The organism is Rubrivirga sp. S365 (assembly GCF_032248475.1).
GTDB classification, from domain to species: domain Bacteria; phylum Bacteroidota; class Rhodothermia; order Rhodothermales; family Rubricoccaceae; genus Rubrivirga; species Rubrivirga litoralis.
The window spans coordinates 912,070-926,195 of the sequence record NZ_JAVTTN010000001.1 but is presented as its reverse complement, the minus strand read 5'-3'; the positions used below and the strand labels follow the sequence as shown (position 1 = coordinate 926,195).

Genomic DNA, 14,126 nt, shown 5'->3' with positions numbered 1-14,126 from the left:
CGTCGGTGAGGCCGTCGTACCCGGCAGGGTCAGGACCGAGTTCCGCCCCGCCCGACCGCCCCGCCCGCCGTGCCGGCCTCAGCGGCGTCGTCCGAGGCCGCCGAGGGCGGGGCGGCCGCGGGGAGCGCGAACGAGAACGTCGACCCATAGCCGACGCGGCTCTCGACGTCGAGCCGCTGGTCGTGGGCTTCGAGGAGGTGCTTGACGATGGCCAGCCCGAGCCCGGTCCCGCCCTCGGCCCGCGACCGGCTTTTGTCGACCCGGAAAAAGCGGTCGGTCAGGCGCGGGAGCGCGTCGGCCGGGATCCCGATCCCGTCGTCGACCACGGCCACGCGGACCTCGCCGGTCGGGCGGAGCCGGGCCGTGAGCTCGACCGAGCCGCCCCGCTCGTTGTACTTGAGCGCGTTCTCGGCCAGGTTCGCCAGCACCTGCCGCACGCGGTCGCGGTCGCCCACGACCGGCGGGAGGCCGGGGGCGGGGCGGGCCGCGAGCCCGACGCCGCGCGCGGCAGCGGCCGGCTCCAGGCCGTCGACCACGTCGGCTAGGACCGCGGCGAGGTCGAAGGCGGCCCGGTCGAGCACGAGCTGGCCGGTTTCGAGCTTCGAGATGTCGGAGAGGTCGCGCGTCAAGGTTTCGAGGCGGCGCGCGTTCGAGAGCACCTTCTCGACGAACCGCCGCCGCACGCGGTCGTCGTCGAGGGCGCCGTCGAGGAGCGTCTCGGCGAACCCGGCGATCGCGAAGATGGGCGTGCGGAGCTCGTGGCTCACGTCGCCCAGGAACTCGCGGCGATAGCTCTCGACGCGTTCGAGCCGCTTGATCTCCTCCTGGAGAGCCCGCCCCGCCCGCCCGACTTGACGGGTGAGCGCGTCGAGCTCGTCGCGGTCGTCGCGGCGGGTGCCCGGGAGCCGGGCGAGCGCGTCGAACCGCCGCTTGCGGGCGTCGCGGAGCGTCCGCCGCGCCAGGTCGAGGCGCTCGGCCACCTGGCGCGAGACGGCCACGTACGTGGCCACGCCGGCGACAGCTGCCAGCGCGAGCCCTGCGACCGCGCCCGCCCCGCCCGCGCCGAGCGCGAGGGCGCCCGCGACGCCGGCGACCGCGACCGCGCCGGCCACGGCCACGGCGACGCGGAGGGACAGGCGGTGGAAGCGGGGCGGGGCGGGCATCGCGCTCGGGGCGGGGCGGCTCCGCGGGGCGGGGCGGGCGCAGGATACTCCGCCCCGCCCGGCGCCCTGGAGCTCCTTTCGGGTGGGTACTTCGGGTGGGTACGGAGTACCGGGTACGAGGTACGGCCCGATCTGACCTCGGCGCTCGCGTACCCTGTACCGAGTACCCTGTACCCACCTGCACGTTGCTCTAGACGGCCTCGGCCAGCCGGTAGCCCACGCCCTTGACCGTCTCGATGTAGTCGCTCCCGATCTTCTCCCGGATCTTCCGCACGTGGACGTCGACGGTCCGGTCGACCACGACGACGTCCGGCCCCCAGACGGCCGAGAGCAGCTCGTCGCGCTCGAACACGCGGCCGGGGTGGCTCGCCAGGAAGAACAGGAGCTCGAACTCCTTGCGCGGGAGCCGGAACGTCTCGTCGGCGTCTGGGCGCTCGACGACGTACCGCTCGCGGTCGACGACGAGGTCGTGGACGCGGACCTGGCTCGTCGTCGCCCCGTCCTCGCGCTCGACGCGGCGCAGGAGCGCCTTCACGCGGCTCACGAGCCGCTTGGGCGAGACCGGCTTCGGGAGGTAGTCGTCGGCGCCGGCCTGGAGGCCCGCGATCTCGTCGCGCTCGTCGGTCCGCGCCGTCAGCATCAGGATCGGGGTGAGCCGGAGCGCGCCGCGCTCGCGGACCTGGGCCGTCAGCGCGATCCCGTCCATCCGCGGCATCATGATGTCGACGACGAGGAGGTCCGGCCTTTCGGCTTCGGCGAGCGCCAGCGCCTCGACGCCGTCGGCCGCCGTGAGGACGGTGAAGCCCTGGGCCTCGAGCGCGTACTGGATCAGCTCGACGAGGTCGGGCTCGTCGTCGACGACGAGGACCGTGGCGGTCTCGGGGGCCATCGGGGGCGGGGCGGGCGGGGCGGCCGTCAAGCTAGGGCGGGGCGGCCGCGCGGCGTGTTACCGCTCCGTGTCCTGAGCCGACCACGCGGGCGGGGCGGCCCTTCCACCGCCCCGCCCCGCGCACCACCGCCCGGCGTGGGCCGTTGGGGGACCTTCTGGAGCGCCCGGCGTTGGACGACGTCCCGCCCCGCCCCAGGTTATTCTGGCCGTCCCGCCCGCCCTGCCCATGCGCCGCCCCGCCCCGCCCCCGTTCGCGCTCCTGGCCGTCCTCGCGCTCGCCCTCGCGGTCTCCACGCCTGCCGCCGCCCAGCGGACGGCGGACCTCCCCGGCCGGCAGGCGCCCGTGGCGCTCACTGACGCCCCGGGCGGACTCGGCCTCGGAAAGCTGTTCAACGCCGAAACCCTCAAGCTGGGCCACTCCTACGAGCTCTCGTACGGGTCCGGCCCCGCGGGCGGCGTAGGCCTGGGCGTGTTCACGTCGTCGCTCCGCTGGCAGCCGTCGGCCAAGCTGGCGGGGCGCGTCGACGTGGGCGTGGCGCACAGCCCGTTCGGCTCGGCCGGCGTGCAGTCGGCGCTCGGGTTCGACGGGGCGAGCGACGTCCGCGTGTTCCTCCGCAACGCCGAGCTGGCCTACCGGCCGACCGAGAGCATGACGCTCCAGCTCCGGGTGCAGCAGAGCCCGTACGGGGCCTACGGCTCGCCGTACGGCTACGGGCGGGGCTACGGCCAGGGCTACGGGGCCTACGGATACGGCCCCGGCGCCTATGGGCGGGCGTACGGGCGGACCGGGTTCTCGGCCACGTTCGCGCCGTCCGGCGGCGACGCCCTCTTCTTCCGCGACGGCCGGTAGCCCCGTGGCCGACTCGCGGCTAACGGACGGCCTCCTCAACGTGGCGCTCGTCGCGGGCGGGGTGCTCGTCCTCGTGCTCCTCTACGGGTTCGCGAGCCGGACCTTCGTGCCCCGCACGACGCCGACGCGCGAGGTCGCCGAGGACCTCAGCCGGATCAAGGTCGAGGTCCGCAACGGCTCCGTCGTCGACGGGCTCGCGTCGCGGACCACGGCCCACCTCCGCCGCCGCGGGTTCGACGTGGTCGGCCTGGGGAACGCCGACCGCCAGCCCACGTCGACCGTCGTCGTCCGCGCCGGGACCCCGGGCGACGCGCGCCACGTGGCGCAGGCGCTCGGGCTCAGCCCCGAGGCCGTCGTCACCGGCGGCCCCGCCAACGACTACGCCCTCGACGTGACCGTCACGCTGGGCGCCGACTACCCCGCGCTCGCCCCCTTCGACCGCCCCGCCCCGCCCGCCTCCGACTAGCCCCCGACCGTATGCCCTCCGCCTCGCCCCAGCCTCAGAGCCCGCCCCGCACCGGACCGACGCCGGGCCGCGTGCTCGCCCAACTCGCGCTCGACGCCGCCCTCGACAAGCGGGCGCTCGACGTGGCCGTCATGGACCTCCGGGGGATCTCCGGCGAGGTCGACTACTTCGTGCTCGCGACCGGCGAGTCGGACCTCCAGATCAAGGCCATCGTGGACGGCGTGGTGGACCGGCTGCGGACCGAGGCCGGCGAGCGGCCGGTCTCGCGCGAGGGGCAGCCGGGGACGAGCCGGTGGATCGTGCTCGACTACTTCGACCTGGCCGTCCACGTGTTCGACCCCGAGCTCCGGGCGCACTACGACCTGGAGCGGCTCTGGGGCGACGCCCCAACCCAGACCGTCACTGACGAGCACCCGACGGCCGCGCTCCTCGAAGAGGGCACGCCGCCGCCGAACGCCGCCGCGCCCTCGGGCGAGGCGGACGAGCGCGCGACAGGCGAGGGCGGGGCGGACGCGGGCGGGGCGGACCCGGAGGGCGCATGACGGCGCGCGCGCTCCTCCTCGGCGGTGCCCTACTCCTGACCGCCTGCGGCGGCTCGGGCGAGGCCGCCGCGCCCGACCGCTACGGGTACCGCGTGGGCGGGGCGGTCGGCGGCCGCACGACCGTCACGCTCGCCCCGCCCGACACCACCGTCCGCACGCTCGCCTTCCCCGCCGTCGTCGACTCCGTCGGCGTGCGCGCGGCGGGCCGCCCCGCCCCGGGCGATGGCGTGGCGGTCGAGGCCGTCGTTCTGGGCGCGTTCCCCGACGCGTGCTCGGCGCTCTCGGACGTTCGTCAGGAGCGGGCGGGCCACTACGTGACGGCGACGCTCGCCATGCGGCAGCCGCTCGAAACGGTCTGCGCGGCGGTCGTCCGGCCGTTCCGGTTCTACCTCCCGCTCGACGGCGCCTTCGCGGCCGGCAGCTACACGCTGAAGGTCAACGACACCGTCGTTCCGTTCCAGGTCCTCCCCGCCCTCCCCGAGCAGTGAGCAGGCATCTCCCTACGGGGGCGGGGCGGCTCGTCGCCGCCGCGGCCGTCGTCGGCGGCCTAATGGTGGCGGCCGGCGCGTTCGGGGCGCACGCGCTCGCCGACGCGGTCCCCCCCGCCCGCCTCGACGTCTGGCGGACGGGCGCGGCCTACGGGCAGGTCCACGCGCTCGCGGCCGTGCTCGCGGCGCTCGTCGCCGGGCAGACCGGCGCGCGCGCGGCGCTGCGGGCGGGGTGGCTGTTCCTCGGCGGCGTGGCGCTGTTCTCGGGGAGCCTTGTAGCGCTCGTGCTCCTCGACCTCCCCGCCCTCGGGGCCGTGACGCCGCTCGGCGGCGTGGCCTTCCTCGTCGGGTGGGGTACGCTGGCCTGGGCGGGGCTTAAAGAACGCTGAACGACGAAGGGGGAAGGACGGAGTCCGCCAGCTCCGAATTTGCCTTCATCGCTCAGCGTTCAGATTTCAGCGTTCACCCTGTTTCCTCGTCGAAGAGGATCATGAAGCTGGGCGCCAGATTCTTGTCGCGGGCGAGCGCCATGAGCACCTCGGCCGCCTCCTCGGGCGTCCCGTACGTCCCGTGCTCCTCGCCGTCGACGGCGAGCGCGTAGTCGACCTCGCCGTCCTCGTCGGCGTCCAGCTCCTCCCACTCGACGGCCTCCTCGATGAGAAAGGTGTCGCGGTCGGGGTCGTAGGAGGCCAGGTACCGCTCGCGGACGCTCTCCTTGTCGATCAGGCTCACGTTCCCGAGCGCCCCGTACTCCTCGTCGTAGAAGAGGGACTCGGTGAGGAGTTGGAGGGCGAACTGCTCGACGTTGAACGGGGCGGCCATGGCGTGTGCGCGGGGAGGAGGGAGACAAGAGGGGGTCCGCCGTCCGGGCGGGGCGGGTGCAACGTACGCCGCCCCGCCCCGGGTTGCGCCTGCGGGAGAATTACACGCCCGCCGGCGCGGCGCGCTCGGTGTCCACCCCGCCCGCCTCCTCCAGGTCGAGCCCCAGGCGGTCCGCGAGGTGGGTCAGGAGGCGGTCCGTCACGGCCGCGGGATCGGCGAGCCGGGCGCCCTCGGCGGCCAGCGAGGTCACGGCCCGGTCGGCGATCCCACACGGGACGACAAGGTCGAACAGGGCGAGGTCCGTCGTCACGTTGAGGGCCAGGCCGTGCATGGTCACCCAGCGGCTGCACCGGACGCCCATCGCGCACACCTTCCGCTCCGGCCGGTCGTCGGGGCCGACCCACACGCCCGTCCGCCCCGCCACGCGGCCGGCGGCTACGCCGCCGTCGGCGCACGTGCGGATGACGGCCTCCTCGAGCTCGCGGAGGTAGCGGTGGAGGTCGCGGAGCGGGGCGCCCTCGGGCGTCTCCAGCCGGTCGAGGTCGAGGACCGGGTACACCACGACCTGCCCCGGCCCGTGGACCGTCACGTCGCCGCCCCGGTCCACGCGCACGACCTCGACGCCCCGCCGCGCGAGCTCGGCTTCGGGCGTGACCACGTTGGCCGCGTCGCCGCTCTTGCCCAGCGTGATGACGGGGTCGTGCTCGACCACGAGGACGGTGTGCGGCGGGGACTCGGGCGGGGCGGCCCGCTTCGCTGCGATGAGGCCGTCTTGGAGCTCCTGCTGGAGCGCCCACACGTCCCGGTACGGCGCGCGGCCCAGACGAACGACGTGGGCGGGGTGGGACATGGCGGGAAGGCGGAAGGCGGGAGAACGCCCACCCCGCCCACGCGGGGTCAAGGCGGCGAGGCGAGGGCGGGGCGGGAGCGCCGTTGCATGCGACGGCGGGCCGGGGCGGGCCGGCGTGTCGTGGCCGCATCTCGTACCCGATACCCCGCACCCCTGCCCTAGTTCGAGAACAGGACGCGCAGGTTGACGCCGCCGTTGAAGCGCGTGTTACCGCCGCCGCCGAGCGTCTGGTCCAGGCGCTCGTAGGTCGCGAAGACGTCGGCCGTGACCCGGTCCGAGACCGTGTAGCTGACGCGGGGCGAGAGCAGGAGCCGCTTCGTGAACCGCGGCTCCGGGTCGCGGAACGGGTCGCCGTCCCCCTCCGGCTCCGCGTTGCCCCCCAGCGCCTCCGCCACGACGCGGCCGAGGTCCTCGCGGAGCGGGTACTGCATAAAGTGGTCGTCGGCGAACGACGCCGTCAGCGTCACGCGCACGTTGTTGTTCAGCCGGCCGAGCCCGAGCAGGTTCAGGCCCGTCTTCGCGTACCCGACCTCGAGCCGGACATCGCGGGCCGACTTCTCGTTCACGTCCGCCGCCGCCGTCGCCAGCTGGTAGACGGTGCTCTGGTTCCACTTCACACTCGTCTGCACGCCGCCCTTCCACCCGACCGTGACGCCGAGGAGCGGCTGGAACCGCTGGTTGACCGAGAGCGAGACCGGCTCGTCGAACCCGTCCTCCGCGAACGTCGCCGCCCCGGCCAGGCGCACGCCGTCGAGCTCCGGGAGCCGGGGCCGCTCGGGGTCGGCGTAGAACGTGCCCACGCCGACCTGGCTCGTCGACGAGTACCCGTGCTGGAGCGAGACGCTCTCCGCGAGCGACCGGAGCACCGGGAGCCGTTCGAGGCCCGAGTACGTGACGGTCCAGTTGGGGAGCGGGACCGGGTAGAACCCGCCCGGCCCGAACCGCCCCGCCCCGCGCCCGAACTCGGCGCCGAAGTCCTCGGCCAGGCCCGTCGGCGAGAGCACCTCGGACCCGATCGTCTGGCCCCGCTCCGCCCCGCCCGCCGCCTCGCGGTCGGCGAGGTAGCGGTCGGCCTGGCGCCGGACGAACCCGCGGTACGACGCCCCGAACGAGAGCACCGTCGCCTCGCCGGCCCCCCGGAACTGCGGGAGGCCCTCGCTGAGCCCGCCGAGGAGGTTCGGGCTAAAGCTCCGGTCCCTCGTCGACGACCACCCGACGCGCCACGTGAGGCCCACGTTGAGGCCGCGGAACGGCGACAGCTGCGTCCGCGCGTCGAGGTCGTGCTGCGTCCCCGACTGGTCGCCGAAGCGGTTGACGCGGTCGTCGAACACGCGGCGGTCGAGGCCGAGCTCGCGGTCGAGTCCCAGGCGGTAGCCGATGGGCGGGGCGGCCCCCGAGAGCGCCGAGAACAGGCTGTACCCCTGCCCCTCGAGCCCGCCCGTCGCCGACGTCAGCGAGCCCCGGTACGTCAGCGTGACGTCGTCGATGCCGGTCAGCCCCAGGAACGCGCCGCGCGCGAGCCGGACCGGGAGCGCCCCTCGCCCGGCGCTGTCGGCCGCCGCCCCGCCCTCGGCGCTCCGGGCCTCGGCGCCCGAGGCCGCCCCGCCCCGCCCCGCCGCCGCCTCCAGGCGGCGGTAGAACGGGAACAGGCGCCAAAAATCGCGCGGGACGATCCGGAGGCTGGACTGGATCTGGCCGCGCGTGCCCGCCGAGGCCACCTCGAGGTCCGGCGCCGACGCGATCGGCTGGTCGGCCCACGAGTAGTTCGCCGAGTAGCTGAGGGCCTGCGGCTGGAGCCACGACAGCCACTTGACGCGCCGCGTGCTCACGCGCAGCGTCGTCGTCAGCGTCTGGTCGTAGCGCCGCGTGCGGAGCCCCGGCCCGCTCCCGAACAGGTTCCCCAGCGCCTCCCCCACGGGCAGCACGTCGATCGCCGCCCCGCCCAGGACCTCGACGCCCGCCGGGAACGCCCCGTCCTCCAGGAGCCCGGCCGCCGCGAGGTCCGCCAGCACGGCGGGGTCGTCGCGGACGTCGCCGCCGGCGAGGTCCAGCGGGTCGAACTCGTAGACCCGCTGGAACGGGCCGCTCGGGTCGCGGACGAGGTAGCGGAGCGTCTCGCGCTGCCCCGCCCGCCCCAGGTCCTGGTCCGTGTTCGAGGCGTAGCTCAGCTGGAGGAACGAGAACGGGTTGTAGCGGACGTCGATCTGGCGCCCGTGGTCGAACAGCTGCGTCCGCCGCGTAAAGGCCCGGAACGACTGGACCTCGTCGGGCTCGCCCAGAAACTGCTCGCGGAGGCGCGGCTCGGTCGCCGACGTCCGCCGGGCGACGTCGGCTGAGAGGCTGAGCGACTGGGGCAGCAGGTTCAGCTGGAGCCCGCCCAGGACGCTCCCCAACACAGGCACGCCGCGCGCGAACCCGAACGGCCGGACGGGGAACGGCTCCGGGACCGTCAGCCGGTAGGCTAGGTTGCCCGTCCACGTGTCCTGGGCGCTCCGCGCGCTCGACGGGTTCCGCCCGTCCTGCGCCGAGAGCGTGTAGCTCGCCGTCAGGCCGTCGACCGTGTAGCGGAGCCACGGCGAGCGGCTCCCGGTCTTCGTCGCCTGCACGCGGACGTTCCGCGAGCTCGTCGCCGTCTGCGCGCGCCGCACGACCTCGTCGGCCGTCAGCTCGCGCCGCCCCGCCCCCCCGCCCTGCTCCGCGACGGCGTCGGCGAGGTCGTCCAGGCGGACGTCGCCGTTGTCGGGGTCGAACCGCGGGGTCGACGTGTTCTCCGTCGCCGAGACGCTGACGGGGATCGACCACCCGAACCGCTCGGGGAGCAGCTTGTGCGCCGCGAACGTCGACGTGAGCGTGAACGCCCGCTGCGCCGCGAACGACCGCCCGCCGAGCGCCCCGCCCAGGTCGCCGAACCCGTCGTCGACGAAGCTCAGCCGGGCGTTCACCGTCGCCACGTCGGCCAGCGCCACGTTCGCGAGCAGGAACCCGCTCCCGCCGCCCTCCTCGTCGTAGCCCGACACGCGGAGCTCGTTGTACCACACCTCGACGTCGAGCGGGGCGGCCGCCCCGCCCGGCGCGTTCCGCACGCCGAGCACGACCGTGCGGACGTCCTGGAGCGACGGCTCGCCGCGGACCGTGAGCCGCGCGCCGGGCGCCACGCCGTCCTCCGTCGCCGCCCGCGTAAACCGCGCCCCGGGCGGGGTGGCGCTGAGGTCGCGCGCGCGCTTGAGCGCGTTGAGCTCGCGGAGCACGAGGTTGACCGGGTTGAGGTCGACGCGCGCGCCGCCGACGGGCACCTGCGTCTGCCACAGGCTGTCCGAGCGGGCGCAGTTCGACGGCGCCGCCGGCGGGCACGGCGCGAGCGCCGCCAGCCGCGCGGGGTCGAACGGGTACGCCGGCTGCTCGATCTCGTAGTAGTTCTCGGCCTCGTCGTCGCCGATGCGGAGGAACACGCGGACCGAGTCGCGGCGGTCGAACCCGTCGCCGTGGACGGCCATCCGCAGGTTCCGGTACTTCGTGAGGTCGAGCGGCCGCGTCGCGTACGACCGCACGATCGCCGCCCGGCGCCCCTCGCCCAGCCCCTCGGCCCGGAACACGAGCGCCTTCTCGCGCTGCGTCTGCGCCGCCCCGCCCGAGACCGACGGCGTCGTGTTGAGGACGGTCCCGCGCGGGACGGCGTAGGTCGAGGGGTTCTCCTCGTTGTTGACCGAGGCCACGAACAGGCTGGGTTCGGGGCCGAGCGTCGACGTCGAGTCGCCGGCCCCGACGCGGCCCACCTGCCCCGACTTGAGCCACTGGCTCCCCGCCAGCTCGAACGACGCGAACCGGATCGTGGCCGGCCTGTCGTGGCCCGTCGTCCACAGGCGGACGGCCTCGATCCGCGAAAAGTCCGACGTGTCGGCCAGCCCCACGACGGTCCGGTCCGGGGTGCGGACCGGGATGCGGAGGAGGTACCACGTCTGGCGCCCGGCCACGCGGTTGTCGACCTGGATGGCTTCGCGGAAAAAGGGGCTCGCGCGGAGGCCGGCGTCGTCGAGCGGGATCTCGTAGCGGTGGTACTGGTCGGCCGTGTTGGTCCGGCCGTTCTCGTCGATGTCCTCGTTGTCGGGCCTCGCCGTCAGGCCACGGCCGCCCTCGATGATCCGGCTCCGCGCGATCGGCGAGTTGAGCTCGGTCGCCGGGTAGTAGGCCCCGTACCGCTCCTGGACCGACGCCCCGCCCGGGAAGAGCGGGCCGTCGAAGTACTCGTCGTCGTCGAAGTTGTGGAAGTCGTCGCCCGAGGGGTCCGCGAGCGCCCGCGCGCGCACCGCCCCGCCCGCGGGGAGCCGCGCGAGGAACGGCGCGAACTGAGACTCCTCGCTGAACGCGTAGGGCGTGCCCCCGCTCGCCGTGAGGGCGGGGCGGGTCGGGAGCCCGTCGATGCCCACGTCCTCGGTCTGCCCCGTCCCGTCGAAAAAGTCGACGACCCCGTTCGCCTGCTGCGACGGCCGGCGGCTAAAGGCGTCGAACGGCGCGGCGTCGACCGACGGGTTGTTGCCCAGGCCGTCCTCGCTGTTGAAGACCCCGTTCGGGAGGACGTCCTCGTTCACCTGGCCCAGGTCGAGGTACATCCGCGCGCCCGGCGCGACCGGCTCGCGCCCGTCCCGGCCGCCGAGCGGGGCGAACAGCATCTCGACGAACTCGACGTTGTTCCGGCCGCCAAAGTCCGAGAACGCGCCCTCGATCGGGCGCACGAACCCGCCCCAGACGTCGCGGCGCCGCGGGCCGAGCGTGGCGTCGAGCTCGTCGCTGTAGTTGTGGGGGCCGCGCCGCGTCGGGTCGAAGTAGACGTCGAGCAGGCCGAGCGGGAGCACGTCCTCGCGCGTCGGCGTCCCCGGGATCTCGTACAGGTCGACCCGCGAGATCGGCGACGCCGCCGGCGTGAGCAGGCCCCGCTCCTCGTACCCCTCGTAGTCCCCCTCGGCGAGCGAGTACCACGTGAACAGGCCGCGCCAGTTGTTTTTGAGGTCGGGGGAGGTCACGCCCGCCCCGCCCGCCGGCCGGAGCGTCGTGCCCGGCGGGCCGGCCGACTCGGGCGCCGCCGCGAGGGACCACCCCGTCGTCTGCTGCGGGGCCGTGTACGCCGTCTCGCTCCCCTCGAAGTCGTCGATGTAGCTGACGCCGGCAAGCTCGTCGTCGGCAAAGTCGAGGCCCGCGTCGCGGAGCGCGCCCCGAGCCTCGCTGAACGTCCGCGTCTGGGGGTGGCCCGGCGTCAGGCGGGCGTACTCGCCGCGGAGCTCGACGGCCGACGGCGCCCGCGTCTGGATGAGCGGGAGCGCGTCGACGGCACGCGTGAGCCACCGGGGCGCGGCGAGGTACGAGCCGTCGACGCCGACGACCGTGTTGTCGAGGGCCTCGGCGCCCACCTGGAACTTGCCCACGCCGACCGGCGGCCGCTCCGAGAGCTGCATCCACGTGGCTCCGAGGAGCGCGTTCTCCGAGATCCGGTAGTCGGCCCGGAGCCCGAGGAGCGTCTTCGACGTCACGGCGAACAGGTCCTGCTGCTCGGCCGTGACCTCGATCTGCTGGCCGCTCTGGAGGTAGAGCGGGTTGACGATCTCGACGGTCCCGCTCGTGGTGTTCACGCGGTAGTCGGTGCCCTCGGCGAGCTCCCGGCCGTCCGACGTCACGCGGACGGTGCCCTCGACGATCTGGAACCCGAGCGGGAACACCGACTGCGTCGCGCTCCGGTACTCGCCAGCGATCCGGTAGCGCGCGAGCCCCTGGATCTGGCGCTGCGCGTTGACCCGCTTCACGTCGTAGAGGTCGCGGGCGCCGGGCCGGGCGCCGAGGACCGGGGCGTAGAGGTCGAGCGCGGCGGCCTCATCGAGGCCCTCGAACGCCACCGTCAGCCGGTCGCCCCGGGTCACGGTCTGCCCGGTGCGGATGAGAGCCTCGGCGTAGTCGCCGAACGGCTGGCGCGTGGGGAAGATGACGCGGCCGGCCCCGGGGTCGATCGTGTAGCCGACGCGGAAGTCGAACGTGTTGTCGGCGCGCGACTGGCCCTGCTCGCCGAGCCGGTCGAGCCCGAACGCCGCGAGCAGCGTGCGCCCCCCGAGCGAGAGGCCGCTGGGGATCTCGTTCGGCGTCCCGCCGGGGGGCTCGAACGTGAGGGCGAGGTCGAACGTGGACGCGCTCAGGCTCCGCCCGCCGACGCGGTAGACGTTGCGGAGCGTGAGGTCCCAGAGGGGGTCCTCGGGGACCGGCGTCGGCGCGCGGAGGAGCTTGAGGATGGTGCGCGGCCCGGTCTGCGCCGAGCTCTGGGCGGGCTGGAGGTAGTCGCCGACGCTGACGAGGCGGCCGTCGGCCGTCCGGTACTGGTAGGCCACGGCCAGCACCTCGTCCTCGGTCAGCGCCGTCGTCAGCGAGAGCCATCCGAGTTGGCCGTCGACGGTGTAGTCGACGCCGTCGCGGAGGAGCCGGAACACGTTGTTGAAGAGGGCGCTCTGGGGGATCGAGGCGCCTGGCCCCAGGATGTTGTCGGCGCCGGTCGAGGAGCCGTCCTCGCGGACCGGGGCGAGGATGGCCTCGGTGTACTGGTCGAGGGCGGGGTCGGGGAGCGGGGCGGCGGCGTTCTCGTACTGGCCCGTGGCCGCGTCGAACGCGCCGAGGTAGGCCTCCCCGCCCGCGAGCACGGCGGCGGGCTCGCCGAGGTCGGCGAGGGCGACGGCCCACGTCGTCTCCTGGTCCTCGCGGATCAGCGTCCGCAGCGACGGCTCGTGCTTCCACACCTGGACGCCGACGAGCTCGCGGAAGCCGGCCTGGCCGGGGGCGCCCGGCGGGAGCGTCGGCTGGCTGGGGTCCTGGTGGCCGGCGTCCCACCAGTTGTGGAAGGCGTAGCCGAGGAAAAAGTGCGTGTCGTCCTCGTAGTCGTAGGGCGCGAGCGCGAACGTCCGCACGTCCGCCCCGCCCGTGATCGTCTGCTGGACGGTCTGGGCGTCCTTCTGGCTCGCCACGGCGGTGACTGCGAGCGGGCCGAACTGGAAGTCGGTGCGGAGCCCGAACAGGCGCTGGCCGCCCTGGATGAGCGTGGCCGGCGTCTGGAGGAACACGTTGCCGGCCTCGAACCGCTGGAGGATGTCGTCCTCGTAGCCCTCGTAGACGAGCGAGACCTGGTTCTCGAACTCGAACTGGCTGTTCGTGTCGTAGTTGACGTTGACGGTCAGCTTGTCGCCGACCATGCCGGCGATGTTGAGCGTGAGGTCCTGGCCGAAGTCGGGGTCGACACCGGGCGGCTTCAGCCGCCGGGCGGCCTGGATGTCGCTCTGGTCGTAGCGGACGCCGAGGTTGAGGTCCGACGTCCCGTTCACGGTCAGCGACACCTCGTTCTTCCCGAACAGGGTGCGGAACGCGCTCTCCTCCCCGCCCGGGATCTCGACGGCGAACCCGAGCCCGTTCCGGCGTGTCTGGCGCTGGGAGCGCTGCGCGGCCAGCGACCGGAACGTCTCGCCGACGGCCTCCTGCCGCCGGGCCATGAGGAACTCGCCGAGGCCGACGTCGGCCGGCGCCCGGACGTCGGCGTCGCCGACCGTCTCGCGGACGCGGTAGCGGTAGGCGGCCGAGTCCAGCGTGACCTCGCGGCGCCAGTACGTCCCCAGCCGGCCGCGGACGCCGGGCCGCCGCCGGGCCGCGAGGGCGGCCCCGAGGCCGGGCGCCCGCGGGGCGCGGAAGTAGGCCTCGGCCCGCTCCGTGGAGTCGGCCGCCCCGCCCACGAGCGCGGAGTCGCCGGCGGCGGGCGGGGCGGCACGGAGCGGGACCGCCGCGGGCGGGGCGGGGGCGGGCGGGGTGGTGCGGACCGTGTCGCTGTCGGCCGGGGCCAGCCACCCCGCCCCGCGCGGCGCGCCGGGGCCGGCCTCGACCGTGCCCGCGTGCGCGGCGAGCACGAGGAGGACGCCGACGGACGCCGCGCCGAGGAGGGCGAGGCGCCGGCGGGGCGTGGGGGGAGTCCGCGGGGTGAGCGCGCGCAAGACGTCGGTCGGGCTGCTAGGAGCGCCTGCGCTCGGGGGGCGGCCCAGACGGG

General features: G+C 74.8%; 10 protein-coding genes. 5 read left to right on the top strand and 5 right to left on the bottom strand.

Annotated elements, in window-relative coordinates; translation table 11 throughout:
- Positions 1–29: 29 nt before the first annotated feature.
- A complete protein-coding gene (locus RQM47_RS04055; protein WP_311661304.1) occupies positions 30–1,163 on the bottom strand; it encodes a sensor histidine kinase in 1,134 nt (377 codons plus the stop codon).
- A gap of 190 nt (positions 1,164–1,353) precedes the next feature.
- Entirely contained in the window at positions 1,354–2,052 is a 699-nt protein-coding gene (locus RQM47_RS04050) for a response regulator transcription factor (RefSeq protein WP_311661302.1), read from the bottom strand.
- Positions 2,053–2,278: 226 nt separating this feature from the next.
- Between RQM47_RS04050 and RQM47_RS04045 the strand changes: the two genes are divergently transcribed.
- From RQM47_RS04045 to RQM47_RS04025, 5 genes are read left to right on the top strand one after another with little or no spacing between them, the layout of a single operon-like run.
- Positions 2,279–2,902, top strand: a complete 624-nt coding sequence (locus RQM47_RS04045) for a hypothetical protein (protein ID WP_314007498.1) — start codon at positions 2,279–2,281, stop codon at positions 2,900–2,902.
- 4 nt (positions 2,903–2,906) lie between these two features.
- Positions 2,907–3,368, top strand: coding sequence for a LytR C-terminal domain-containing protein (locus RQM47_RS04040; RefSeq protein WP_311661298.1), 462 nt, complete (start codon positions 2,907–2,909; stop codon positions 3,366–3,368).
- A gap of 11 nt (positions 3,369–3,379) precedes the next feature.
- Complete coding sequence (gene rsfS, locus RQM47_RS04035; RefSeq protein WP_314007495.1) at positions 3,380–3,910, top strand: ribosome silencing factor; 531 nt, start codon at positions 3,380–3,382, stop codon at positions 3,908–3,910.
- Positions 3,907–4,398, top strand: a complete 492-nt coding sequence (locus tag RQM47_RS04030) for a hypothetical protein (RefSeq protein WP_314007492.1) — start codon at positions 3,907–3,909, stop codon at positions 4,396–4,398. Before rsfS ends, RQM47_RS04030 begins: the two co-directional genes overlap by 4 nt.
- The gene (locus tag RQM47_RS04025; RefSeq protein WP_314007489.1) at positions 4,395–4,787 is read left to right on the top strand and encodes a DUF423 domain-containing protein; all 393 of its coding nucleotides are present in this window, start codon (positions 4,395–4,397) and stop codon (positions 4,785–4,787) included. Before RQM47_RS04030 ends, RQM47_RS04025 begins: the two co-directional genes overlap by 4 nt.
- A gap of 73 nt (positions 4,788–4,860) precedes the next feature.
- Here the strand turns inward: RQM47_RS04025 and RQM47_RS04020 are convergent, their stop codons facing one another.
- The 3 genes from RQM47_RS04020 to sprA form a co-directional block, all read right to left on the bottom strand.
- A complete protein-coding gene (locus RQM47_RS04020) occupies positions 4,861–5,220 on the bottom strand; it encodes a hypothetical protein (RefSeq protein ID WP_311661291.1) in 360 nt (119 codons plus the stop codon).
- Positions 5,221–5,320: 100 nt separating this feature from the next.
- Entirely contained in the window at positions 5,321–6,070 is a 750-nt protein-coding gene (lipB, locus tag RQM47_RS04015) for a lipoyl(octanoyl) transferase LipB (protein ID WP_311661290.1), read from the bottom strand.
- 158 nt (positions 6,071–6,228) lie between these two features.
- Entirely contained in the window at positions 6,229–14,073 is a 7,845-nt protein-coding gene (gene sprA, locus RQM47_RS04010; protein WP_314007486.1) for a cell surface protein SprA, read from the bottom strand.
- Positions 14,074–14,126 lie beyond the last annotated feature (53 nt).